At 41.5% G+C, this 24,109-nt stretch carries 24 protein-coding genes; 8 read left to right on the top strand and 16 right to left on the bottom strand.

Annotated elements, in window-relative coordinates:
- Window positions 1-4: 4 nt before the first annotated feature.
- A complete protein-coding gene (locus GQR89_RS01960) occupies window positions 5-1,069 on the top strand; it encodes a hypothetical protein (RefSeq protein WP_158768501.1) in 1,065 nt (354 codons plus the stop codon).
- Between the two features lie 299 nt (window positions 1,070-1,368).
- On the opposite strand, the gene GQR89_RS01965 is transcribed toward GQR89_RS01960, so the two are convergent.
- The 5 genes from GQR89_RS01965 to glmU all read right to left on the bottom strand — a co-directional run bounded on the left by GQR89_RS01965 (window position 1,369) and on the right by glmU (window position 6,806).
- A complete protein-coding gene (locus GQR89_RS01965) occupies window positions 1,369-1,737 on the bottom strand; it encodes a hypothetical protein (RefSeq protein ID WP_158768502.1) in 369 nt (122 codons plus the stop codon).
- A gap of 159 nt (window positions 1,738-1,896) precedes the next feature.
- Window positions 1,897-2,262, bottom strand: coding sequence for an MbcA/ParS/Xre antitoxin family protein (locus tag GQR89_RS21680; protein WP_158768503.1), 366 nt, complete (start codon window positions 2,260-2,262; stop codon window positions 1,897-1,899).
- 261 nt (window positions 2,263-2,523) lie between these two features.
- Window positions 2,524-4,356, bottom strand: coding sequence for a glutamine--fructose-6-phosphate transaminase (isomerizing) (gene glmS, locus GQR89_RS01975; RefSeq protein WP_158768504.1), 1,833 nt, complete (start codon window positions 4,354-4,356; stop codon window positions 2,524-2,526).
- A 3-nt stretch (window positions 4,357-4,359) separates the two neighbouring features.
- Window positions 4,360-5,139 (bottom strand): DeoR/GlpR family DNA-binding transcription regulator, encoded by a 780-nt coding sequence (locus GQR89_RS01980; RefSeq protein ID WP_158768505.1) that lies wholly within the window; start codon window positions 5,137-5,139, stop codon window positions 4,360-4,362.
- Between the two features lie 308 nt (window positions 5,140-5,447).
- The gene (gene glmU, locus GQR89_RS01985; protein WP_158768506.1) at window positions 5,448-6,806 is read right to left on the bottom strand and encodes a bifunctional UDP-N-acetylglucosamine diphosphorylase/glucosamine-1-phosphate N-acetyltransferase GlmU; all 1,359 of its coding nucleotides are present in this window, start codon (window positions 6,804-6,806) and stop codon (window positions 5,448-5,450) included.
- A gap of 397 nt (window positions 6,807-7,203) precedes the next feature.
- On the opposite strand from glmU, the gene GQR89_RS01990 reads away from it, so the two are divergent.
- Window positions 7,204-8,628, top strand: coding sequence for a diguanylate cyclase (locus GQR89_RS01990; protein ID WP_158768507.1), 1,425 nt, complete (start codon window positions 7,204-7,206; stop codon window positions 8,626-8,628).
- An 18-nt stretch (window positions 8,629-8,646) separates the two neighbouring features.
- Here the strand turns inward: GQR89_RS01990 and GQR89_RS01995 are convergent, their stop codons facing one another.
- From GQR89_RS01995 to GQR89_RS02005, 3 genes are read right to left on the bottom strand one after another with little or no spacing between them, the layout of a single operon-like run.
- A complete protein-coding gene (locus GQR89_RS01995) occupies window positions 8,647-9,537 on the bottom strand; it encodes a DMT family transporter (protein WP_158768508.1) in 891 nt (296 codons plus the stop codon).
- A gap of 18 nt (window positions 9,538-9,555) precedes the next feature.
- Window positions 9,556-10,053, bottom strand: coding sequence for a methylated-DNA--[protein]-cysteine S-methyltransferase (locus tag GQR89_RS02000; protein ID WP_158768509.1), 498 nt, complete (start codon window positions 10,051-10,053; stop codon window positions 9,556-9,558).
- Window positions 10,053-11,426, bottom strand: a complete 1,374-nt coding sequence (locus GQR89_RS02005; RefSeq protein ID WP_158768510.1) for an AlkA N-terminal domain-containing protein — start codon at window positions 11,424-11,426, stop codon at window positions 10,053-10,055. The genes GQR89_RS02000 and GQR89_RS02005 overlap by 1 nt, the downstream gene beginning before the upstream one ends.
- 224 nt (window positions 11,427-11,650) lie before the next feature.
- Here GQR89_RS02005 and GQR89_RS02010 point away from each other — a divergent pair, with 224 nt between their 5' ends.
- A complete protein-coding gene (locus GQR89_RS02010; RefSeq protein ID WP_158768511.1) occupies window positions 11,651-12,796 on the top strand; it encodes a serine hydrolase in 1,146 nt (381 codons plus the stop codon).
- 92 nt (window positions 12,797-12,888) lie between these two features.
- On the opposite strand, the gene speA is transcribed toward GQR89_RS02010, so the two are convergent.
- Entirely contained in the window at window positions 12,889-14,811 is a 1,923-nt protein-coding gene (speA, locus tag GQR89_RS02015) for a biosynthetic arginine decarboxylase (protein WP_158768512.1), read from the bottom strand.
- A 483-nt stretch (window positions 14,812-15,294) separates the two neighbouring features.
- Here speA and GQR89_RS02020 point away from each other — a divergent pair, with 483 nt between their 5' ends.
- Window positions 15,295-16,854 (top strand): bifunctional GNAT family N-acetyltransferase/carbon-nitrogen hydrolase family protein, encoded by a 1,560-nt coding sequence (locus GQR89_RS02020; RefSeq protein ID WP_158768513.1) that lies wholly within the window; start codon window positions 15,295-15,297, stop codon window positions 16,852-16,854.
- A 142-nt stretch (window positions 16,855-16,996) separates the two neighbouring features.
- Here the strand turns inward: GQR89_RS02020 and GQR89_RS02025 are convergent, their stop codons facing one another.
- The 3 genes from GQR89_RS02025 to GQR89_RS02035 form a co-directional block, all read right to left on the bottom strand.
- The gene (locus GQR89_RS02025; RefSeq protein WP_158768514.1) at window positions 16,997-17,209 is read right to left on the bottom strand and encodes a helix-turn-helix transcriptional regulator; all 213 of its coding nucleotides are present in this window, start codon (window positions 17,207-17,209) and stop codon (window positions 16,997-16,999) included.
- A gap of 1 nt (window position 17,210) precedes the next feature.
- Window positions 17,211-17,675 carry a hypothetical protein gene (locus GQR89_RS02030; protein ID WP_158768515.1) on the bottom strand — a complete coding sequence of 155 codons (465 nt, stop codon included), beginning with the start codon at window positions 17,673-17,675 and terminating at the stop codon, window positions 17,211-17,213.
- Window positions 17,676-17,801: 126 nt separating this feature from the next.
- Window positions 17,802-18,239: a nucleoside deaminase gene (locus GQR89_RS02035; protein WP_158772103.1), complete on the bottom strand. Its 438-nt coding sequence runs from the start codon at window positions 18,237-18,239 to the stop codon at window positions 17,802-17,804.
- 339 nt (window positions 18,240-18,578) lie between these two features.
- On the opposite strand from GQR89_RS02035, the gene GQR89_RS02040 reads away from it, so the two are divergent.
- Window positions 18,579-19,331, top strand: a complete 753-nt coding sequence (locus tag GQR89_RS02040; RefSeq protein ID WP_158768516.1) for a phosphatase — start codon at window positions 18,579-18,581, stop codon at window positions 19,329-19,331.
- Between the two features lie 56 nt (window positions 19,332-19,387).
- Here GQR89_RS02040 and GQR89_RS02045 read toward each other — a convergent pair whose 3' ends face one another.
- Window positions 19,388-19,720, bottom strand: coding sequence for a PBPRA1643 family SWIM/SEC-C metal-binding motif protein (locus GQR89_RS02045; RefSeq protein WP_158768517.1), 333 nt, complete (start codon window positions 19,718-19,720; stop codon window positions 19,388-19,390).
- 231 nt (window positions 19,721-19,951) lie between these two features.
- On the opposite strand from GQR89_RS02045, the gene GQR89_RS02050 reads away from it, so the two are divergent.
- Window positions 19,952-20,347 (top strand): DUF3718 domain-containing protein, encoded by a 396-nt coding sequence (locus GQR89_RS02050; RefSeq protein WP_158768518.1) that lies wholly within the window; start codon window positions 19,952-19,954, stop codon window positions 20,345-20,347.
- A gap of 144 nt (window positions 20,348-20,491) precedes the next feature.
- Here the strand turns inward: GQR89_RS02050 and GQR89_RS02055 are convergent, their stop codons facing one another.
- On the bottom strand, window positions 20,492-21,265 hold the full coding sequence (locus tag GQR89_RS02055; RefSeq protein ID WP_158768519.1) for a BPSS1780 family membrane protein: 774 nt from the start codon (window positions 21,263-21,265) through the stop codon (window positions 20,492-20,494).
- Between the two features lie 305 nt (window positions 21,266-21,570).
- Between GQR89_RS02055 and GQR89_RS02060 the strand changes: the two genes are divergently transcribed.
- Both GQR89_RS02060 and GQR89_RS02065 read left to right on the top strand, forming a co-directional pair.
- Complete coding sequence (locus tag GQR89_RS02060; RefSeq protein WP_158768520.1) at window positions 21,571-21,753, top strand: phosphohydrolase; 183 nt, start codon at window positions 21,571-21,573, stop codon at window positions 21,751-21,753.
- Between the two features lie 15 nt (window positions 21,754-21,768).
- A complete protein-coding gene (locus GQR89_RS02065; protein WP_158768521.1) occupies window positions 21,769-22,146 on the top strand; it encodes a hypothetical protein in 378 nt (125 codons plus the stop codon).
- A gap of 87 nt (window positions 22,147-22,233) precedes the next feature.
- Here the strand turns inward: GQR89_RS02065 and rpoS are convergent, their stop codons facing one another.
- Together rpoS and GQR89_RS02075 are read right to left on the bottom strand one after the other, a co-directional pair.
- Window positions 22,234-23,211, bottom strand: coding sequence for an RNA polymerase sigma factor RpoS (gene rpoS / locus GQR89_RS02070; RefSeq protein WP_158768522.1), 978 nt, complete (start codon window positions 23,209-23,211; stop codon window positions 22,234-22,236).
- Window positions 23,212-23,277: 66 nt separating this feature from the next.
- Window positions 23,278-24,096 (bottom strand): peptidoglycan DD-metalloendopeptidase family protein, encoded by an 819-nt coding sequence (locus GQR89_RS02075; protein ID WP_158768523.1) that lies wholly within the window; start codon window positions 24,094-24,096, stop codon window positions 23,278-23,280.
- Window positions 24,097-24,109: the final 13 nt, after the last annotated feature.

Genomic DNA, 24,109 nt, shown 5'->3' on the forward strand with positions numbered 1-24,109 from the left:
ACTTATGGACGATAACTATAAAGATATAGAGAAAGAGCTTTTATTTCGCAAAGCAAGGATGGAGAATGAGCGTCTTTTAGAAATGCGATATTACGAAGAGAAAAAACAAAGACAACGTAGAGTCACTCTCGTAATAATCTCTCTTTTAGCTCCTGTTTTTATAATCACAGGGAAATTTTTTGATTTTCCAGAATCATACAAACTTTTGTCATATGGGTTTATTGGCGTAGCCACCGTCCTAGCTTTTTTCATGTATTTACAGCCCGTTAGTTCAAGAAATAGAGAGTTTTTTGAAACGTCTTTACCAAATGACTTCAAGGAAGAATTTAATAACCTCCGCCATAGAAACCGAGAAATAGAAAAGCAAAACAATGATCTTAGAACTCGCTTTGAAAAAATTATCAAACAAATTCAAAGTGGCTCGGTTACTGGTGAATTGTTCGGCGAGTCGGATAAAGCAGAAATTCTAGATAAAATTCAAGCTAAGCTTGAATCAGAAGCCTTGGATGATTATCAAAAGAGCTTAGTTTCAGTAATTAATGAGCAGCTTCGTTCAAAAGGGCAAGAAGAAGTATTTACTCAAATTTCTTCTCGTTTAGAGGGAGAGGTTCAAAACTTAGCAAAAAGAGGAAATGTTAATCTTATCCTAGGTATCTTTACAACTCTTACTGGCCTAGGAATACTTGGATACTCAGTTTTTGAAGCGCCCCTAATGACAAATGCAATAGAGATTGCGTCTCATTTTGTACCTAGGCTCTCCCTTGTTATTTTAATTGAGGTGTTTGCTTACTTTTTTTTGAAATTATACAAACAAAGCTTGTCAGAGATTAAATATTTTCAAAATGAAATTACAAATATTGAAAGTAAATATCTAGGTTTAAGGCTTTCTATAGAATCTGGAAATAACGAAATTACTGAAAAAGTTGTAGATAACTTGATAAAAACAGAGAGAAACTTTGTCTTAGAAAAAGGTCAATCTACGGTAGAGATTGAAAGATCCAAAATTGAACAGCAAAAAAGCTCAGAGCTATTAAAGATTCTCGATTCAGTTACATCAAAATTAAAGTAGCTAACAAGTTGCTTAAACGGAAAAATAACAGTTGGCCATCGCTTCGCGATTATAGCCAACCATTATTTTCCGCTTAGCAAGGCGTTAATGACCGCTTATCGCTCATTTGAGACTGTCAGATTGTCAAAACAAACTTCAACTGCTGATGTCGTTGCGACAAAGTCGCTTGGTAATTAGACCGACACTATCCCTTGGTAATCACACTACTACAGCTGATAGACCTGCTTTGCTTGAAATCATGATAGATTCACACAGGAACAATCGCTCTCTCACGAGACGTTGCCTAATTATTGTCTAAGTTAGTGACCGCCACCCATAAACGATATAGCTTTATAAACAGCATTAAGACCTTCTAAACTTTGAGATGCTAGCTCAATCGGCTTCTTCCCCAGAAATGGTGAATTGTTATTTATCATGGTCATGAAACCGTAAACGTTCATTGGGTTAGAGAAAATGAGCCTGAGCTCTGCGTGAATATTGAGGATGAGTGATAAACGTTGTTCCAGGGCCGGAGATAAGTTCAGGGTTGAAGGTGAGTTAATGAAGCAGTCAAGGTCCGCATCTGATGCGAAACCAAGAATTGCGGTCTTTTCTGACGCTGTTAAGCCCCATCGATCAAGCAATGTGTTTATACCTACGATGACAGCAACCTTACCATTCTTATCCATCGGTCTGTTCCAGGTTATCTTACATATTCTCGGTCACTTATCATTCAGTAATTTGATAGCAAGTTTAAAGATTGAATCGTCACACGTAATCCAGAAACAGCTTAGTTTTTTTCTTGATCTCAATGCTCGAAGTTTACAGGCACCTGACTACCTTAGTAATCAGGCCGTCATTCCAGTCGCAAGTCTAAAAATAGAGTTTTCGACTCTCTTGATACCTTCCTCCGTTTGGCATAACTGGAGCGGTTTGGCGTCTAAACCCAAATTGTATTCAACGAACCATTTTTTTGCCCTACTTACCGAGCCAAAGTAGTTCGTCGCTAGGTACATTAAATCGGTTAGTTGCAAAAGGCGTTGCGCCGGTCCTGTATGAAGCCTGATAGGTTTACTGTAAATCTTCGTCGAAGTGCACCCAATGATACTGGCAAGTGTTTTGAGTGATATACCGTAGTCAGCCGCTAACTTTCTAATCGACTGAGACGTAAAGCTATAGTCAATTATCGCTTTTGGGGCCGTATCGATGCTCATATAAACCTCTCGCAGGGCGTTTCTCTCAGGCTAATCAGATAATGAGCGCTCACATTCACAGGCAAGCGTTGAGTATATAATGACAACTTCGATCTAAATTGTATTTTTCTAATAAACGAAACATCGGTGTATTTTAATCAAAATGGGTTGAAACCAGCTCAAGTGAGCCAGTTCCAAACTTTAATTCCAAGTTCCAAACTTTAATTCCAAGTTTCAAACTTTAATTCGATCGCACAATATGCCTACACTATCTACCAATTCTCACTCAACCGTTACGCTCTTTGCGAGGTTTCGTGGTTGGTCAACATCAGTGCCTTTGATTATGGCGACATAATAAGACAGCAACTGTAATGGCAATGTGTAAATAATCGGTGCTATCGCCGCCGCACAATGAGGCACATTGATTACGCGCATGGTCTTATCGCTTTTAAAGTGGGCTTCTTTATCAGCAAATACATACATGATGCCGCCTCGAGCGCGCACTTCTTCAACGTTGGATTTCAGCTTTTCGAGTAACTCGTTATTGGGGGCCACAACAATGACGGGCATCTCATCGTCAATCAGCGCTAATGGGCCATGTTTAAGCTCGCCTGACGCATACGCTTCGGCGTGAATATAGGAAATCTCTTTAAGTTTTAACGCGCCTTCCATCGCGATAGGGTATTGATCGCCACGGCCTAAGAACAAACTGTGTTGCTTGTCTGCGAACTCTTCGGCTAGGTCCTTAATGCCTTGCGTCAGACTTAAGGTTTCCTCTAATTTGCTTGGTAGACTGTGTAGCCCATCAACAATTGCTTTATGGTCAACGTCGCTCATACCGTTATGTTTACCTAAGGCTAATGTCAGCATTAAGAAGCCGGTGAGCTGAGTGGTGAACGCTTTCGTTGATGCAACGCCAATCTCGGCCCCTGCCAGAGTCATAAAGGCAAGGTCAGACTCGCGCACTAATGATGAGCCAGGTACATTACAAATAGCTAAGCTTGAGGTATAGCCTAAGCTTTTTGCTAAGCGTAATGCGGCCAGTGTATCGGCGGTTTCACCCGATTGAGATATGGTAACCAACAAGCTCTTTGGGTGAACAAAGGATTTGCGGTAGCGAAATTCAGAGGCGATTTCAACATTGCATGATACGTTGGCATATTGCTCTAACCAATATTTGGCCGTCATGCCTGAGTGATAACTGGTGCCACAGGCGACGATTTGCACGTGCTTTATGTTCGCTAAAACTTCATCGGCTCCTTGACCAAAAATATTCGGGCTGATGTCGTGTTCACCTAAACGGCCCTGTAAACAGTTGCGCACAACCGTTGGCTGTTCATGGATTTCTTTTAACATGTAATGACGATAACCGGCTTTGTCTCCTGCATCGTGCTCAATATCAGACTCGACAATATCGCGCTCTACTATCTGACCGCTTTGGTTAAAAACCGTGACACTGGTACGGGTGACTTCTGCTACATCGCCTTCTTCAAGGTACATAAAACGACGCGTGACGGGTAATAGTGCCATTTGGTCTGAGGCAATAAAGTTTTCTCCGATACCAAAACCGATAACCAGCGGACTGCCAGAGCGTGCAACGATCATGCGATCAGGTTCATGCTTATCGATAATTACCGTGCCATATGCGCCTTTGAATTTACTTACTGCGGTGCGAACCGCTTGCAGCAAATCAACGCCTTGGTCCAATTCGTAATGCACTTGGTGAGCAATCGACTCAGTGTCGGTATCTGAGCTAAAACCGTAGCCTTGAGCCGAAAGTTCAGTGCGCAGGTGCTGGTAATTTTCAATGATGCCATTGTGTACCACAGCGATACGTTCGCTGGAAAAATGCGGATGGGCATTCGCTTCGGTTACACCACCGTGTGTTGCCCAGCGGGTGTGGGCAATGCCCACGCTGCCTTTGACGGGATTATTGTGCAAAGCATCGGCTAATTCTTTAACTTTACCGGTGCGTCGGACTCGGGTTAGATTGCCTTCGGTATCGAGTAAGGCAACACCAGCAGAGTCGTATCCACGGTATTCCAAACGTTTTAAACCTTCTAGCAATATTTCTACTACGTTACGCTCTGCAATCGCGCCGACTATCCCACACATAGGTTATGCTCCAATTCTTTTAGTTTGTGCGCAAATTACCTTCACGCCCTGTTTTTCAATATGTTTTTTGTCGCTGTCAGCGATCAAGTCATCAGTAACCAGTATCGATATTGCCAGCCATGGCAATTCAACATTGGGTATTTTACGTTGTAACTTTTCTGATTCAGCCAACACGATCACGTCGTTAGACACTTCAGCCATCACTTGACTCAGTTGAGTCAGTTCATTGAAGGTAGTTGTGCCTTTTTGTAGATCCAAGCCGGCGGCCCCAATAAATGCTTGGTCAAAATTGTAGGCTCGTAATACTTGCTCTGCCATTTTCCCTTGAAACGCATGTGACTGTGGATCCCAAGTGCCACCCGTCATTAACACTTTGGGTTCATTTTCGCTTTCTAATAGTGAATTCGCCACATGTAATGAGTTTGTCATCACGACTAAACCAATTTTGCTCGCAAGTTCAGGGATAAGTGCCGCTGTAGTGCTTCCGCTATCAATAATAATACGGTTGTGATCTTTGATAAGTGTGGCCGCGACTTTAGCGATAGCAATTTTGCGTGCTGAAAGTTTTTCGCTGGAAAGCTCAGACGAGCCTTGGGGCAAGGGCACTGCACCACCAAATTTACGCAGTAGCAAACCATTATTTTCGAGCTCAGTCAGATCCTTGCGGATCGTGACCTCAGAAGTAGTAAGCAGCTTTGCCAACTCATCGACCATGACTTCACGGTGCTCATGTAGGCGGTCGATAATTGCGCGTCGGCGTTGTTGAGTGTTTCGTTTTTGCATAATTCGAAATATATATCTTTCGAAACGAAAGATAAAGGGATTATTTTGTCTCTATTAAAGCGAATACTTAGTTATTAGGCAAACATACAGTAAATACGTGGCTTTGGTTGCCGCGGTGTTAAATCGAAGGATATTCAAGTCAACAGATAAGGTTTTAAATGACTTACATGTTTGTAACTTCACCAGTGACCATGCTGAATAAATGGTGGTTGATTCACCAATAATAAAAAAGGCTCTATTGATATAGTAGAGCCTTCTTTGTTGTTTAGTTTTGTTGCTATCAGCAATGCCTTAAGCGCTAATAATCCTTAGGGCTTGGTTGGACGCTGCCATCCACTAATATTACGTTGCTTGGCTCGAGCGATGGCCAACTCTTCATCAGCTACTGTTTTAGTTATCACTGAACCAGCACCAACGGTTGCTTGATTACCAATTTGAACTGGTGCCACCAATGCGCTATTCGAACCAATAAACGCACCGTCACCGATAATCGTTTTTGATTTATTAACCCCATCGTAGTTACAAGTAATGGTGCCTGCACCGATGTTGGCACCAATCCCTACTGTTGTGTCGCCTAAGTACGATAAGTGGTTAGCTTTCGAGCCTTTACCCAATGTCGTTTTTTTCATCTCAACGAAATTACCGACTCGGGCGTTTTCATGCATAACCGTGCCGGGACGCAGGCGTGCATAAGGTCCCACAGAGCAATTTTCGCCGACTACGGCTTGATCTAACATGCTGTTAGCCTCGATAGTGACGCCATCGGCAATTTCACAGTCTCTTAGAATACAGTTAGGGCCTATTGTCACATTAGAACCAATTTTCACTGTGCCTTCGATTACCACGTTGACGTCAATGACGATGTCTTGTCCGACGATAATATCACCACGTAAATCAAAACGGTGGGGGTCGAGTAAGCTCACACCTTGCATCATGAGTTCTTCGGCCTGTTCAAATTGGAAGGCGCGCTCTATGGCAGCGAGTTGCTTACGATTATTAATGCCTTCCACTTCTACTTCACTGGTAGGCTGCGCCGCTTTAATGATTTTGCCTTCGTTGGCAGCCATTTCAATCACGTCGGTTAAATAAAATTCGCCTTGAGCATTGTTGCTGTTCAAATTTGCTAACCAGCGTTTTAGATCTTTACCATTTAATACCATCATGCCGGTATTAATCTCATTGATTTGACGCTGGGCATCACTGGCGTCTTTATGTTCAACGATAGCCGTCACTTGATCGCCTTGACGAATAATACGGCCCATTCCTGTTGGGTCAGCAACGTTAACCGTCAGCAGCGCAACATCGGCCTGGGCTTTTGTTTGTAATAAATTATGCAGAGTATTGGCTTTTATAAGCGGCGCGTCTCCAACCAAAATAAGTACATCTTCGTTATCATTGATATAAGGTACTGTTTGTTGCACTGCGTGACCGGTACCAAGCTGCTCTGCCTGTAAACACCAGTTTAACGCGTTGTGCCCAAGGGCAGATTGCAGTTGCTCAGCCTGATGGCCATAGACCAAGTTGATAGAATTAGCCCCCAACTGATTTACGGTATCAATAATCCGTTGAACCATTGGCTTGGCGCCAATTGGGTGTAAAACCTTAGGCATTGAAGACTTCATACGCGTCCCTTTGCCTGCTGCGAGTATTACTACTGAAAATGACATGAAGTATCCTGAATCTAATGAAGTGAGGGTATTTTACTGATGCGGGAAAAAACTACCAGTGCTCGATCTTTTATCAGGTAAGTGACGTAAAAATATTTATTAATTGATGCAACCAAACAATAACTTTGCAACCAAAGTACAATGTCCTTATTTTGGTCGCTTGCTTATAATAGAGTTATTAAGGTAAATTTACCGACCTAACCGTATTGTCAGCAGATTATGTGGCGAACAATATATAAAACTTAGTGTATATGTTGTTTTTTATGAAATAATTTGCGTAAAAAAAGGTCTTTGGTTTAACGAGAGCAATTAATTAGTCGCACCGGAGTTAATGAATAACTGGGTGCACTAATAAGCAGTTAAGCCGTTTTTTAGTTTATTTTATACAGGGTAGTTTGTGAATATTTTTCGGACCTTACATCGCAGTATCTTACTGCTATTTGTCGTTGTCGTTATATCTATAGTGACGTTGGTACATTTTAGTGTATCTAAAATCGTTGCAGAGCAAAGCCGTGCTCAACAACAATCCCACTCTCCCGCATTAGAGCTGATTGTTCAGCAACTGATGAAACCACTGCATATATCTGAAACTCTCGTAAAAGCCAAAGAATTACAAGATTTAATGGGAGCACAGTCTATTGATGAAGATGCTGTGTTTGCCAGTCTTAAACGATTACACCGCGAATTTGGCATGAATTTTTTTATCGCGAGCGAAAAAAATAGACGCCAGTATTATTCTGATGGCACCACTACTGAGCTGGTAGAAGGTGACGTAAGTTGGTATTTCAAATACAAAGATTCAGCGCAGAACGAAATTGCCGATATTGGAAAATGGGAAGATACCCACTTCTATATTGATTTAAAAGTCTTTGACGAGAACCAACGTTTTCTTGGTTTTTTTGGTGTGGGTAAAAGCCTGCGCAGCTTTTTAGATATTTTTGCGCGCTATAAAGAAACCTATGGTTACGACTTTATTTTTGCCGATCAAGACAGAAATATTACGTTGTCATCGGACCCCAAGTTGGTAGCAGCGAATTCAGAGTTTACTAATTTGACCAATTTACCTTGGTTTAAAGATTTGTCAGAAGAAGATCAGCAAGGCTCGTTGAATAACCTATTGGTGAAAATAAATGGTTATGATTTTTTAATAGCAGAATTGAATATTCAACCGTTTGATTGGACTTTATACTTGATGACGCCCCTTGAGTCTCGTCAAACTGAGATCAGCCGTGGCTTTATTTTTAGTATTGTCACCTTGTTAGTGCTTATTTTTGGCTTATTTTTGATTATTTACAATTTGTTGTATTACTTCAAAAAAGACATGCAAAAAACCCGTCAGATTGACGTATTAACTGAACTGCCTAACCGCGCAAGTATGTCACTGATGTTTGATGGCTTTATGTATGAGAAATCATCTGTGAGTTTGGTCTTAATTAACCTAGACAATTTTAAATCAATCAATGAAACCCACGGTCGCAAAGCGGGTGATATCGTTTTGCGTCAGATTGCTTCGATGTTGCAGTTGGAGTTAAGAAAGCAAGACATACTGGGGCGTTGGGGCGGTGAGGAGTTCTTATTACTACTGCCGAATACCGGGCCTCATGAAGCGGTTGACGTGGCAGAAACGGTGCGTAATCGTTTAGCCAATATGACGATTACCACGGGCAGTATGTCCATTCAAATGACTGCAAGCTTTGGTGTTTCGTTCACCGCTATTCCTCGGACTATTAATGAGGTGATTGCCGCCGCAGACGACGCGCTTTTTGCCGCTAAGCGAGAAGGGCGAAATGTGGTGCGCTTACAGCTTATTGCGGAGCATTAAACGCACTCAAGTACGCATTTAAAGAGCAGGTTTAATTTTTAACCTGCGTCTTTCAATAATGCCAGTGGCTAACACTACGCCACTTATTACTAACACAACGCCTGCCCACATTAACATAGTGAACGTTTCACCTAACAAAATAATTCCCCACATAATGCCAAATGCTGGGATCAAGTATGCAACCATTAAAGCATTGCTTGGTCCTACATTGGCTATTAAACGAAAATATAATAAATAGGCTAAAGCAGTACATAAACTCCCTAAGGCAATGGCATCGATCCAGCTGCTGGACGAGGGTAAAGAGCTGGGCATAAACCAAATGTTTAAAGGCAGTAAACATAAAGTCGCAGCAAATAAACTGCCCGCGGCCAAAGCCATCGGGCTTACATCACTTAAATACTGCTTTGTGAAGCAGCCAGCATAACCATATAGCGCAGTGGCGCCAAGCGTGGCAAGCGTGGGTAGAACAGCGAGTGCGTTGAACGCAGCCGCTTGAGCTGCACTGAGTATGGCCACCCCCATAAAGCCAATGACTAACCCCACAACGGCTAAACCTGATATACGCTGTTTTAACCATAGTAGACCGATAAGTGCGCCAAACATCGGAGCGGTGGCATTCATAACAGAAGCGTAACCAGCCCCAATGTGCAATAGACTATAGCTGAAAAGGCAAAAAGGGATGGCGGTGTTGGTCAGTCCGACGATAAGGATCCCTTGCCAATGTTTGGTTATTTGCGCCAAAGCGAGGCGATTACAAACAAAGGGCAGCAATATAAGACTGGCAATACCTGCGCGCATAGTGATCAAGCTAATAGGGCCAAACTCAGGCGTTGCAGTACGAGTGAAAATAAAAGCGGCACCCCAGATACCGGCGAGAAAAATCAGCTCAATAAAATGACGCGCTTGCATAAATGTTCCTTATTGCGCTTATTTAGTATGACGTGCACTAAATAGTGAGTTTTCCAATTGCAGTAAATAGGCTTTGCGTTTTAAGCCGCCTGCGTATCCGGTAAGTGTGCCGTTAGCACCGATTACTCTATGGCAAGGGACAATAATGGATATGGGATTTTTACCATTGGCACTGCCAACTGCTCGTACCGCTTTAGGATTGTCTAAGCGCTTAGCAATATCCCCATAACTGCAGGTTTGCCCGTAGGGAATATCGCATAACAATTGCCAAACTTTACACTGAAATACCGTTCCTGTTGGCGCTAAGGGTAAATCGAACACTTCCCGTTCGTTATTGAAGTATTCGCTCAGTTGCTGCTTGGCCTTACGTAATATAGGGTGGTGGCTTGGTTTCTGATCTTGCTGCTCAACGTACGTAATGGCGCTGATACCTAAATCGTTAGCACTTATTTTTAATAGACCCGTTGCGGTCGATAAATAGTCATATGATTGATTACAATCTTTGGGGGGGATCATCAGGCAAGACTCCATAAGGTAAACGTTAAATAGCTGCGCCAAGGGCAAGCTTTATCGGCTTCAATACTATGTAATAGTAATTGTTTTTTGATGACTAAATCGCTGCTTAACCAAATGTCAGCCTGAGATTGCCCGCGCAAATTAGCATAAGCTACCGTCCACGGACCAATGCCTTTTAGTGATAGCCATTCATCTGGAGGCGCATCGGGGTGTTGCTGATAAAATGAGGCAAAACGACGAAGGGTCTCCCGGCGGCTATTTGGCATACCTAAGAAACTAAGGTCACTATTAGCGATTGCCTCGGCAGTAGGAAAATATCGTCTGATCAAGGGGCTTTTCTCTGGGGCCAGCGGAATAAGCTGGCCAAGTACAGCCACCAGTTTTGTCACCAGATTGATGGCCGCAGTAACGGATATTTGCTGCCCTAATATAGCTCGGCAGCCCGCTTCAAAGGTATCCCACACACCAGGGATCCGCATACCCGGAGCGATGTGCTCTTCGCTTAAACCACTTTGAATAAGCTGCTTATCTATGGTCATGCTATCGGCATCTAAATCCAGTATTCGTCTTATATTGTGCAGTGCGGGCTTGAGCATATGCAAATTATCTAGACTCAAGGTCACGATAAAACGATGCTTATCAGGTTGATGTTGAGCGTGAAAATATCCGCGGCTGCCATTGAGTAGGATGCTGCGAGAATAGCTGGTGTTATCGAGCCATTCGCAATCTTTTATCGCACGGCGAGCCAGAAAGTCTCGTAATTGGGGCCAATTGTAAGGCGGGCGATAAGCAAGAGGAATTACAATGGGTTGCAGTAGGTCAGTTGGTTTTATGCGCAATTCTTTCGGTGTGCGACGCATTACACGTTGCATGTTGTATTGTAAGCGTCTGGCGTCGTTGAACCCTGCTGCATCGGCAACATGATCTACCGGAAGTTGTGTATGCTGAAGTAACTGCTTGGCAAACAAAATTTGTTCATATAGCTGATATTGCTTCGGGCTGAGCCCGATATGGCGTATAAATAACTGACGCAAGTAGCGATCGCTTATTCCAAGTTTTGCGGCAATTTGGCTCATATTAAGGTGCAAATTTTTATTAAGGAGTGCCATGGCTCGAGTGACCGTGGTATCGACGCCATTCCATGCGTGAGAATGAGGTGCGCTGTCAGGCCGACAACGTAAGCAGGGGCGATACCCCGCGAGCATTGCCTGTGGCGCCAACGTGAAGTACTCGACATTTTCTTCTAGAGGGAGTTTGGCCGGGCAAATTGGACGACAAAATATTCCGGTTGATTTGACCGCAATAAAAAAACGTCCATCGAAGCGAGGATCTCGGGATAATCTAGCTTGCTGAAAATGTTGTGTCGTGAGCATGAGTGAACCGAATGTGTTAAGTCATGGACTAATAATAATCCGCTGAGCCATTATTATGCGTCGAAAGCGGAACTCAAAGCAAAATAGTCGCTCACATAGAGGGTGCGTAATTGCTTGTTGAATTTTAAGGCTAATACAGCTGATAATACGCGGCCGTTTTACCTATAGTCAGTAAAAGGAAGTTACTATGTTTTTTATCGCTATTTTGGAGCTAACCATTTCACGTGTTTAAATATTTTTTATTGTTGGGTATGGTCGTTTCTAGCCTTGTTTGTTCCCAAGCGTGGGGTGAAGAGTGGCTTGATGACTTTGCAAAACGCGTGAAGGGCAAGACGGCAAAACAACGAGTGCCTGGATATTTGTTTGCCTTGATTGAAGAGGGTAAGCCGGCAAAAATGGTGGTGTCGGGCAAAACAGCTAGTAACGGATCGGCTATCACGCCAGATACCGTATTTCGTTTAGCTTCAGTGTCTAAAACGTTTACGTCTATCTTAATGGCGAAGATGGTCGAAGAAAACAAGCTTAGTTGGCAAACGCCAGTGACAAATATGACCAATGAATTCAGTTTTGAGAACACTAATAATTTACAGTTAGCCCATGTGATTGGCCAATCTAGTGGCTTTTCACCGAATGCTTATGACAACCTAATTGAGGCCAATTATCCGGTAAAACGTGTGTTAAATATGTTAACTGCGCTAAAGCCTTTGTGTACGCCGGGTGAATGTTACACCTATCAAAATACTCTGTTCGGTGTGATAGAAGAATATTTTGAAGAAAACAATACGTCTTACCGGCAACAATTAGAAGATGAAGTGTTGCTACCGCTTAATATGAAAGGCTCAAGCGTGGGACGAAAAGGGCTTGAGGCCTCTTCCTCTTGGGCTAAGCCACATGTTGCAATAGCCAAAAATAAGTGGCGCAGCGTAGCGGTTAGTGATGATTATTATCGTTATTCACCGGCGGCCGGAGTTAACGCTAATGGTGCTGATATGGTTAAGTGGGTAGGGGCATTATTAGGCGAAAAACCAAATATTATTGGACCGCAAATTATTGATCAGGTAACGCAGCCCAGAGTCAAAACTAAGCGCGAAATGCATCGTCGCTTGTGGAAACGCTATTTGAAAGATGCGCACTATGGACTTGGTTGGCGTGTGTACGATTTTGATGGCCATAAATTGAATTACCATGGTGGCTGGGTAAAAGGTTATCGAGCTGTTGTGTCTTTTGCGCCGGATCAGAAAGTCGGATATTTTATGCTGATGAATGCGGAGTCGAACCTTATTAATGATTTTACTGCCGATTTTTGGGCCAGTTATTTTGAACAATACGATGAGAAGCAAAAATTACTAAGCGGTAGCGTTAAACCATAATAGCTGCAACTTAACGGAGTATATTTTTTAAGTATAAAAAAAGCCCCGTTTAACGATATAAACGGGGCTTTTTATTATGTGTTGATCAACCCTTAGTTGGTTTTTAAGTAGGTATAACCTTTTAAGCAGTCTTCGTAAAAGTCGGTCCACTTCACGGCTTCTCGTGGTTTCATATCGCCACTTGAAATATGCTGATCAATCATTCGTTTCATCGATTGCGCCATGGCATCCGGATTGTATTGCATGATAGACAATACATCTTGCACCGAAGAGCCTTTAACAACCTCTTCGATGTAGAAATCTTCAGGGTCATCATCATCACCAAAAATGTGAACCTCGTTAAGACGACCAAAAAGGTTGTGCATGTCGCCCATAACATCTTGGTAAGCGCCCGTTAAGAACAAACCTAAATAATAGTCTTCACCCTTTTTAAGAGGCGGCATTGGCAGTACATCAGATATGCCATGTTCTACAACGAATTGATCAAGTTTGCCGTCGCTATCACAGGTAATGTCAACTAGGGAACAGTTTACTGTGGGTTCTTCATTCATGCGTGAAATCGGCACCACGGGCAATACTTGGTCAATAGCCCAAGTATCTGCAGCGGACTGAAACACTGAAAAATTACATAGGTATTGTGATGATAAATTATAATCGAGTTCTTGCAGTTCCTCTGGCACAAAATCAGCATTTTTTAAGCGATGCTGTAATTTCACCATAATCTGCCAGTACAATGTTTCAATTTTAGCCAATTCTTCGAGAGTAATAACCCGCAATTTGAATGCACCAATGGCTTGCTCTTTCCATTGTGAGGCGTCATTAAAAATCTCCTGCAGATTGTTTTGTGTATCAACACTTTCTGCTAACTCACGAATGTTGCCTAACAGAATATGATCTGTGGGCAGTTCGTCTGTGGGTAACTCAGCGCTATTGGCGCGGATTTCACCGACGACTTGCGCAACCACACAACTGTGATGAGCGGTTATGGCGCGGCCACTTTCGCTTACGAGGGTAGGGTGAGGTACATTTTCTAAATCACACACTTCACGCATACCATAAACGACATCGGCGACGTATTCATCCATGGTGTAATTGCGAGATGAGTCGTTAGTTGATTTACTGCCGTCGTAGTCGATACCTAAACCACCACCGACATCAACATATTCTAATTTGAATCCCATGCGATGTAATTCAGCGTAAATACGGCCGCCTTCACTAATGGCTTCTTTTACTGCACGAATATCGGTTAACTGACTACCGATATGGAAATGTAGCAACTTTAAGCAATCACCCATACCTTCACTTTCTAAGTAGCGAGCAGCGCAAATCATTTCGCTGGTGGTCAAACCAAATTTAGCGCGATCACCGCCGGAGCTTTCCCATTTGCCACGGCCTTTAACCGTCATTTTAGAGCGCAGTCCGATGATAGGCATAACATCTAGCTGCTTGGCTGCGTTAACTAGTAAGCTCAACTCTGAGTATTTCTCGATAACCACAATCATTTCGCGACCCAATTTACGGCCAAGCAGTGCTAAGCGCATAAATTCAGCGTCTTTATAGCCATTCAAAATAGTCAGCGAATTAATGTTGGTGTTGTAAGCCATAACAGTGATGAGCTCAGCCTTAGAGCCAGCTTCTAAACCGTAATTGAAAGGAGCACCTGCATCTACTATCTCTTCAACGACTTCACGCATCTGATTGACTTTAACCGGATAAACACCCATGTATTTACCCTTGTACTGGGCTTCTTCGATGGTATTGATAAAGGTTTTATTGAGTGCCGCAACTTGTGAACGCAATATATCGTGAAAACGCACAACAACGGGAAATTGAATACCTTCTTGCTTAATCTCGTCGATGACAGATTGAAAGTCGATACGCATATTTTTATTAGCGAGATCAGGGGTAATATGTAAATTACCGTTAGCGCCGATCTCGAAGTAACCTGCACCCCAACGCTTTACGCCGTAAACGCGCTCTGCGTCATCGATTGTCCAATCAGTTTGTTCTGCCATTACCTTAAATACCTAATTGCGGGACCTTAAAGTCGCGCATTATAGTGAACAAATATCTTCAGCGCTATGGTGGCGAAGATAGTTTAGTGAAATCTTTAATTGTCGAATAACTGGTCAATCACAGGATGTTATTTCCCGTTACAAAAAGGCATAAACGTTCTCACAAAATTTACCCTTTGATACTTATAGCTGTGACCTTCAGCTTTAGATCCAGACGAGCATATCTCATCAGCGAAATACATTAAACCATTGCAACATTCTCGATTTAAGGTGGATGGCGCGTATTTTGCTGGTCTAAGGGTATATTTATTAAATTCTACATCTATACTCGCGATTAAAAGCGCAAAGTTGAAAACTGACTCGCTGCTAATTATCCAAGTAAAACATCCCTGAAGAACAATCATTGCTTGACGAAACACCTGCGCTGGTACAGGTTGTTACTCGTGAACAAACCCTATTAAAACGGAGCCAAACGGTACGCTTATGCATGATAACAACAGCACTACACCATCGGTCGATGACCCTGAACATATATTAGAATTACGCCACTTAACCATTGATGATTATGCAGATGTAAAAGAGTTGATGGACATTGTATATGCGCAAGTTGGCGGCGCTTGGCCTTTGAAAAATTTTCAATCACAGTTGAATGTTTTTCCTGAAGGACAGATCTGTATTGAAGATAAAGGCAAAGTCGTCGCGGCCGCCATATCAGTTATTATTGATTATGAAAAATTTGGTGATAAACATACCTACGATGATATAACGGGTGATGCGTATATGTCGACGCACGACCCCAAAGGAGATGTATTATACGGGATCGATTTATTTGTATCCCCTGAATATCGTGGATTGCGTTTAGGACGCCGTTTATACGAGGCTCGTAAAGATGTATGTCGAAATCTAAATTTGAAATCGATTGTAGCCGGTGGTCGTATTCCAAATTACGCCAAGCATGCAGCACAGATGTCACCTTACGAATATGTCGAGTTAGTTAAGTCCAAAGACCTACACGATCCTATTTTAACCTTTCAGTTATCAAATGGCTTTGAAGTAAAACAATTACTTAAAGCGTACTTCCCTGAAGATAGAGCCTCTCGAGGATATGCCACGCTTCTGCAATGGCATAACATCTATTACGATGCAGAAGAGCCAGGCCCATTGGCTAGCCAACGCAACTCGGCGCGCATCGGTTGTATTCAGTGGCAAATGCGTTACTTCAACGATATTCCTGAATTACTTCAACAGGTAGAATACTTTGTTGATGCGTTGTCAGACTACAAGTGTGATGTGGCACTTTTCCCCGAGTTTTTTAACGCCCCTTTGATGGGTATTAAACACGCCGATTCTTCGATAGATGCTATATGGAATTTGGCAACCTATACCGATGAAATACTCACAGAAATTTCGCGTTTGGCGGTGTCTTACAATATTAATGTCATTGCTGGTTCGGTACCTGTTATCGAAGATGATGAATTGTACAATGTGAGTTATTTTTGTCACCGAGATGGGCGAGTAGAAAGCCAATATAAATTGCATCTGACACCACATGAGAAGAAAGATTGGATCATGCAAGGGGGCAATAAACTACAAGCCTTTGACACCGATTTTGGCAAGGTGGGCATTCTAATTTGCTACGATGTGGAGTTCCCTGAACTGGGTAGATTACTTGCTGAACAAGATGTTCAGATCCTATTTGTACCCTTCTGGACGGATACCAAAAATGGTTATTTACGGGTACGTAGATGTTCGCAAGCAAGAGCTATCGAGAACGAATGTTATGTGGCAATTGCTGGTAGTGTGGGTAACTTACCTAAGGTCGATAATGTTGATATTCAGTATGGTCAGACTGCTGTTTTTTCGCCTTCTGATTTCTCGTTTCCTCATGATGCGATCGTATCTGAAACCACTCCTAATACTGAGATGACGCTGATAGTTGACCTTGATTTTGATAAATTGAAACAGCTCAAAAACGAAGGTTCAGTACGTAACTATCTGGATCGCCGACGTGACCTATATGAAGTAAAATGGAAGGGTGAATAGTAAGTAAGTATTTACTATTTATTTAACTTTTTCGTCAGCATAGGATAGTAATATTTCCTGTGCTGACTATATTATATGTTTTATTGTTAGCTATAAATGTATAAAAAATATCATTGTTAGTAATTACTAACAAAAGATTTTATTAACCTTCGTATTGAAATACTTCTTCAATAGATTGACCAAATACCTCTGCAATTTTAAAGGCCACTTCAAGCGTTGGTGAATACTTACTTTTTTCAATAGCCATAATTGTTTGGCGTGTTACACCAACCAATTCTGCTAACTCTTTCTGCGTCATTTCATCAGCAAAAAATCGTAATTCTCGAACCTTATTTTTGATGGGTACATTTGCCACTCTAGGCACCTTTTCTATAAAAAAATAATTGACTCGTAAAACGTGCCAACTCGGAAATAATAAAACTGAACAGTAAGATATGGGCCGTCAAAAGTGGAAATACTTGGATGACTTCTGATGTGTCAGTTGGGGCGAGAAATTCGTTCAATAAAATGTGTCCTAAGGAAATCATCACACCTAAAATTAAGAAGGAATAACCAATGCTATTCGCTTTTAGTTGATAAAGTTTATCACGCTCATCTGCTTTTTGTTGAGCGTCATCAGGATTGAAAATTGCAATGATAATATGAAAAATAATCTCAACTATTATCATCATAATAATGGCTTTTAAAAGTAACTCACCCGCAATTTGTTTTGTCTCATTGACAGGCAGGTCAGCCAAACTTTGTAAACTTATAAAATAATAACTAAAGATAAATACAGTTGTAACCAGTGACACCCAAATACTTTTCTCTTTAAACGACATACGATTACGATCCCATAAATTAATATGTAAAAAATATAGAATACAATTCTCGTAATGTAAATTATATTTAACTTTATGAGTGGTATTTAAAGCATAGTGATTATTATTTTACTCTCAAAGTCGCTTTTACTCACCTATGTCTTCGTTCCACAATTCTGGTTTATCGCGAATAAAATCATTCATCAGTGAGATGCAAGCTTCGCTGTGAACCACGTCTATGGCTACACCGCGAGCCGTCAGTAGCGCTTCTTCTCCTTGGAATGTCTGATTTTCGCCAATAACAAGTTTCGGAATACCATAAAGTAATATTGTGCCACTGCACATGCTACAAGGTGACAAAGTTGTGTATAAGGTTGACGCTTGGTATACGCTAGCTGGTTGACGACCTGCGTTATTCAGTGCATCCATTTCGCCATGTAGAATAGGGCTGCCACTTTGTACGCGCTTGTTGTGACCTCTACCTATAATTTCACCTTTGTAAACTAATACAGAACCAATGGGGATTCCCCCTTCTTCAAGCCCAATTTTTGCTTCATCGATGGCAGCTTGCATAAATTTGTCTATCATACAGTCCTCATTATTTTTGCTAGTGCGAAAGAATATTATCGCCTAATAAGCATCAAGCTCACAACCGTGTTTGATGGATTTTCTGTTCGTGGCTATTGATTTATGAGCGATATTCCTCATTTAACTAGACATTATCGGAATTTGTTTTCAGGCTAAGACTGTATAAATATTATGCTAGTATCTTCGCTGAGCTGAACTGCTTATTTTCGTTTATATTTTAGTTCTGTATTTAGCGATAATTGGTAGCTTAATTTTGCCGCTATCGATTACTAAATCATGATTTAAAAAAAGTGTCATGGGCTGTTGTTATCATTAAATAAAATACAGGAGAACAGAATGACATTATTGGTTGATACGCATTCACATACCGTTGCAAGCACTCATGCGTATAGCACAGTACAAGAATATGCGGTACAAGCAAAACTCAAGGGTATGCAGATGTTTTCGTTGACTGAGCATGGGCCCACTATGCCAGATTCTCCACATCCATGGCATTTCGGAAATCGTCATGTGTTACCTCGGCTAGTTGACGGCGTCGCTATATTACGTGCAATTGAGGCGAATATTATGCCAGTAGATGGCGGCCATGATATTCCCAATGGTCTTCATCCTTTTCTTGATTTTGCTATTGCAAGTTTTCATGAACCGGTTTTTGCTCCAGCCAGTAAAGCGCAGAATACTAAGGCCATGATTGCGACCATCGAAACAGGCGATATTCAGATAATCGGCCATCCGGGCAATCCGAATTTCCCTATAGATATTGCAGAGGTTGTTCGAGCAGCAAAAGACAACAATGTAGTATTAGAAGTGAATAATAGCTCGTTCAAGGGCTCTCGCTCAGGGAGTGCGCCAAACTGTAAAAAGGTACTTGAGGTAACCGATCAGCTTGACTGGAAGATTGTTTTTGCCAGCGATGCTCATGTTGCTTACGATGTGGGAAATGACGCGTTAAGTATGGCTTGTGCGAACGAAGTGGGTTTTCCGATGCACCGTATTGTTAATAGAGATGCCCATAGTTTCACAGCGTTTCTAGCGCAACACAATAAGCCTGTGGCAGTGGAACTTAAGGATTGGTTGAAGACACTCTAACGTTAGATTTCCATTTGAAAGATAAAAAGACCGAAAGGTCAGCTAAGGTGCTGACCTTATCCACAACATTTTTTGAATTTTTTGCCACTTCCGCATATACAAGGATCATTGCGGTTAGGCGTTTTTTCAGATGTTTGGGTTCCAGGTAGGCTTAATAACGTATCAAGTTGTATGGTATTTTCTGATTTGGCTGAATCGACAATTATCTCGCCATAAAAATTGTGTTGTTTGAGAACAGTTTCAAGTTCGAGCTGTCTTTCCTGTGTTTGTACGCTCAATATAAGAGGCGCATTTTTACTGCCTAATTTTGTTTTACGTTGGGTGTTATAACCAAAGTGTTGATATTTCTCCCGCGGATCTATGCGGCCTTTAAAGAAAAGTTTAGACATTTTTATTCCTATAAACGTTGAAAAAATGGGCGCAGATACTAGCAGCCTTTTCTCTAAGTCCCTATCAATTCTTAATTTATTATTAGGTAAGCAGATTTACCCTCTCCAAGTATTGCCATTAAAGGTATAAAAAACTACACCTAGGTATTTTGTTGGTTATTTATTAGGCAATCATATTACTGTCTAATCCGCGACATCAGAGACCGACTCATATTTATTCAAGGATCCACCATGTTGAAAATTGCTAAAACCACCGCTGTTATTATTATGTCTTGCTGCGTATTTTCTTTATCAGCACATGCAGACGTAAACGAAGATTTGCAAAATATTTGTACGATAGTTAAAGCAGATGATAAGGGGGAATTGCGCAAAAAAATGAAAAAGGTAGAGAGCGATTACCGTCTGAAATTGCAAGATTACTACACAGGTATTAGCTGTGATGGTGAAAGTCTAATCCGTATTGCTTTTTTGAATAATGCACTCGAAACGGGGGAGTTGATGATAAAGAAGATGCCAAAAAGTTTACTCAATACACCTGAAAGCGATGGTAAGACCTTGCGGGCTTGGGTATCAGAGCGTCAGCTAATGTCATCACCCATAGCTAATGTGTTAAACGAACGCATCTAACCTTATCTCAACATATTTTAAGATGAAACATTAGACAATAAAAAAGCGACTTTTTTATTGTCGCTTTTTTATCTCTGGCGTTATTGACGTCGATAGGAATGACGTATTGAATGATTTGGTTGCTGTCTTATGAGCAGAATTTGTTTAATCCACAGGTGTGGTGACAACAACTGGTTCTAAAAATATCTGCACATAAGACGCGTATATGCTGATCATAATCACGGGTAACACAATCAGTAACCCCAAACCCAGCGTAAACATTCCAAATAACAACATAGGGATTAAAATTAAGCCGTACCAAAAGAATGGTAGAGTATTTATAAAGCAGGCGACAAAGCTTAATCGTAACGCAGCAAAGATAGATAAATCATGTCTAATGATTAAGACCGGAGCGAACCATAAGCCCATCATTAACGGAATAAGTAACAGGCTAGCTATCAAAATAGATAATAACAGACCCTCTATATCTATATCCGCTGGTATAGTCTCTAGGTCTCCACTGAGCATCGCCGGATACATATCTCCAAGTGCCAGCCACATTATTCCACCTGAAACCACCATACTGACAACGCCAAGCCCAACTAACTTCGATACATTGTGTTTAAAGCCTGCAAACATATACTGACTGGTAAATGTTCCTCCTTGATGTGCTTCGTAACATCCCAACATCAAACCCGCGATAAATACATAGTTTAATAAACCACTTAAAATTTGCCCAATAATGGGAATAAATGACATCAACAGCGAAAAGGCAAACCAAATTAGCATGCAGGTTACCCACGGGCCCGGCGCGCGTTTAAATTGTTGCTTACCTTCCCTGAGCCAAGTGACGACATCGCGTGTTTTACATACTTTGGGGAATACTAGGCGATAGGCACCGCCGTCAGGCGATGAAGGAGAGTAGGGAGACGACGGCATACTGAACTTTACTCGTAGTTGTTTTCGAAAAGAGAATGATTAGATATGTATCCTGACAAAGTGAATAGGCAAGAACAAGAAATAACCACGCTTAATGTTGTAACTCAGTGTTGCCAATGTCCCACATTTACACGCGGTTAGCATTACATTTTTAGTTAAAGACCCGAAATTTCAATCGCTTATGACTTGGCATGATAATCGCATTAGGTTGGTTAAAGGATATTATCAAATTGAATGAATTTTCCAAATGGGCGTTTGATGCTTACTTGGATGGAAATATTCGTTAAAAATTACAGGAGACAATCATGTATTTCTTCGTCATCATAGTGTGTGCTTTGACCGCACTTTTAACATTGCGAAATGTGGCTATGCTTGAAGGGGTAGTGCATGGTCTTGGCAAAGTAGTTTGTTACTTCGGGTTAATTTTATTCATGGTTAATACCTTAATAAAAGTAATACTCAATCGCTTGAATATTCGAGCAGCGTAAATACAAGGAACTAAAATGAAAAATACATTTACTAAAACAGCCATGGTGATATTTGTTGCCTCATTATCTCTTGCCGCATGTAGTGATAACAAAGAAGCAACAACAGGTGAGAAAGTAGATTCAGCTGTGCAAACAAGCAAAGATAAAATGGAATCTGCTGGCGAAAAAAGCAAAGACATGTATGAAGACGCTAAAGAATCTACTGCCGATGCTTATGAAGATGCCAAAGAAGAAAGTGCAGACGCTTATGAAGATGCTAAAGAAACATCAAAAGATGCCTACGAAGATGCTAAAGACAAAGCAAGCGAAATGAAGACTGATGCTGGTAATGCATTAGAAGATGCTTGTGAAGATGCAAAAGCGAAAATGGGTTCTGAAGACACTGACTGTTAATAGCAGTTTTGCGCTTTAGGAAGCTAAAATCCATACAAAAATGCCGCTTTCATTATTGAGCGGCATTTTTTTTAAAACGTGTTTTATTTAAGCAAGTTGATTAAATAAAGACTCTAAATTCAAGCCTTTGTGACCTAACATATCCTTTAATCTGCGCAGTGATTCAACTTGAATCTGTCTGACGCGTTCTCGTGTCAAACCAATTTCTACGCCTACGTCTTCTAGTGTTGAAGGTTCGTATCCTAATAAGCCAAATCGTCTCGCTAGCACTTCACGTTGTTTGGGGTTTAGGTCTTCTAGCCAGCCGACTATACTTAATTTTATATTTTTGTCTTGTAGGTCTTCTTCCGGATCATGGCCTTTGTCGTCGGCGATGATATCGAGTAAGACATTATCGTTTTCGCTACCAATAGGGGTGTCGACCGACGTAATGCGTTCATTCAAACGTAGCATTTTATTCACATCTGCAACTGGCTTTTGCACGGCCTCTGCAATTTCTTCAGCAGTGGGTTCGTGATCTAGCTTTTGTGCCAATTCGCGGGCAGTGCGTAAATACACATTAAGTTCTTTTACCACGTGTATAGGCAAACGTATGGTGCGCGTTTGATTCATGATTGCACGTTCTATGGTCTGGCGGATCCACCAGGTGGCATAGGTTGAGAAACGGAAGCCACGCTCAGGATCGAATTTTTCAACAGCACGTATGAGGCCTAAATTACCTTCTTCAACTAAATCAAGTAGAGCTAAACCACGGTTGTTATAACGTCGCGCGATTTTAACCACTAAGCGCAAGTTACTGACGATCATTCGTTGTCTGGAGGCTTCGTCGCCTTTTAGAGCTCGGCGTGAAAAGTATTTCTCTTCATCCGCTGTAAGTAGTGGAGAAAAGCCAATTTCGCCTAAATACAATTGGGTAGCATCGAGGTTTTTACTGGGGGCTTCTTTATTTGAGACAATATCTTTAAATTTGTCTTTTGATTCTGCTTTGACTAATTCTTTTTCAACAGCTTGTTCTATATCATCAACTACATCTAATTCTATGGTATTGCTTTTTTGCTGACGCATGGGGTGACTCCTTAGCTATAACTTATTCCTAAACATCTCCTGAAACTTTATATTTATTTATTGTTATTATCGTTTAGGCAGATAGCGTAGCGGATCTATAGATTGTCCCTTGTAGCGCACTTCAAAATGAAGTTTGACTGAATCGGAACCACTATTTCCCATAGTCGCAATTTTTTGTCCTGCCCTAACCCACTGTTGCTCTTTCACTAGAATACTGTCGTTGTGCGCATAAGCACTTAAAAATGAGTCCGAATGCTTCACTATAATCAGTTTTCCATATCCACGCAGGGCATCCCCTGTGTAAACAACTTTGCCAGCAGCGGCCGCCAAAATAGGTGACCCTAAGGTTCCGCTAAAATCTAAGCCTTTGTTGCCATGTTCGGTGTTAGAAAAACCACTTGCAACACTATTTTTAGTTGGCCACAGCCAAGCCGTAATTTTACTCGGAAACTCACTGCTGGAAGAGGTAACAACCCCTTTCTTAACAGTGGCGTTAGAATCACCATACGCCTGCTTCTTAGGGGGGTCAACTACTTGATTTGTTTTTGATTTCGAGCTCTGACCAGTATGTTTATTAGACTTTTTTACGATTGACACTGGTGGTTTTTTGAGCGTTAGGCGCTGGCCTGGGAAGATATTATACGGAGGTCGTATATTGTTGAATTTAGCAATATCGCGATAATCCTGACCGCTTTTCCACGATATTGTGAAGAGCGTATCTCCTTTTTCAACGATATAAATATGAGAATTATAGGATGATTTTTTAACATCACGAAATGTTTTCCCTTGATACAGCTCGGCTACAGGCGCCGGAGACTTGCGACCCGAACAAGCCACTAACTGCAGACAAAGTAAAAGCACCAACAGTAAGTAGGCGTTTTTCATTGGTAACTTTTGC

It is taken from the genome of Paraglaciecola sp. L1A13, assembly GCF_009796745.1.
Classification (GTDB): Bacteria; Pseudomonadota; Gammaproteobacteria; order Enterobacterales; family Alteromonadaceae; genus Paraglaciecola.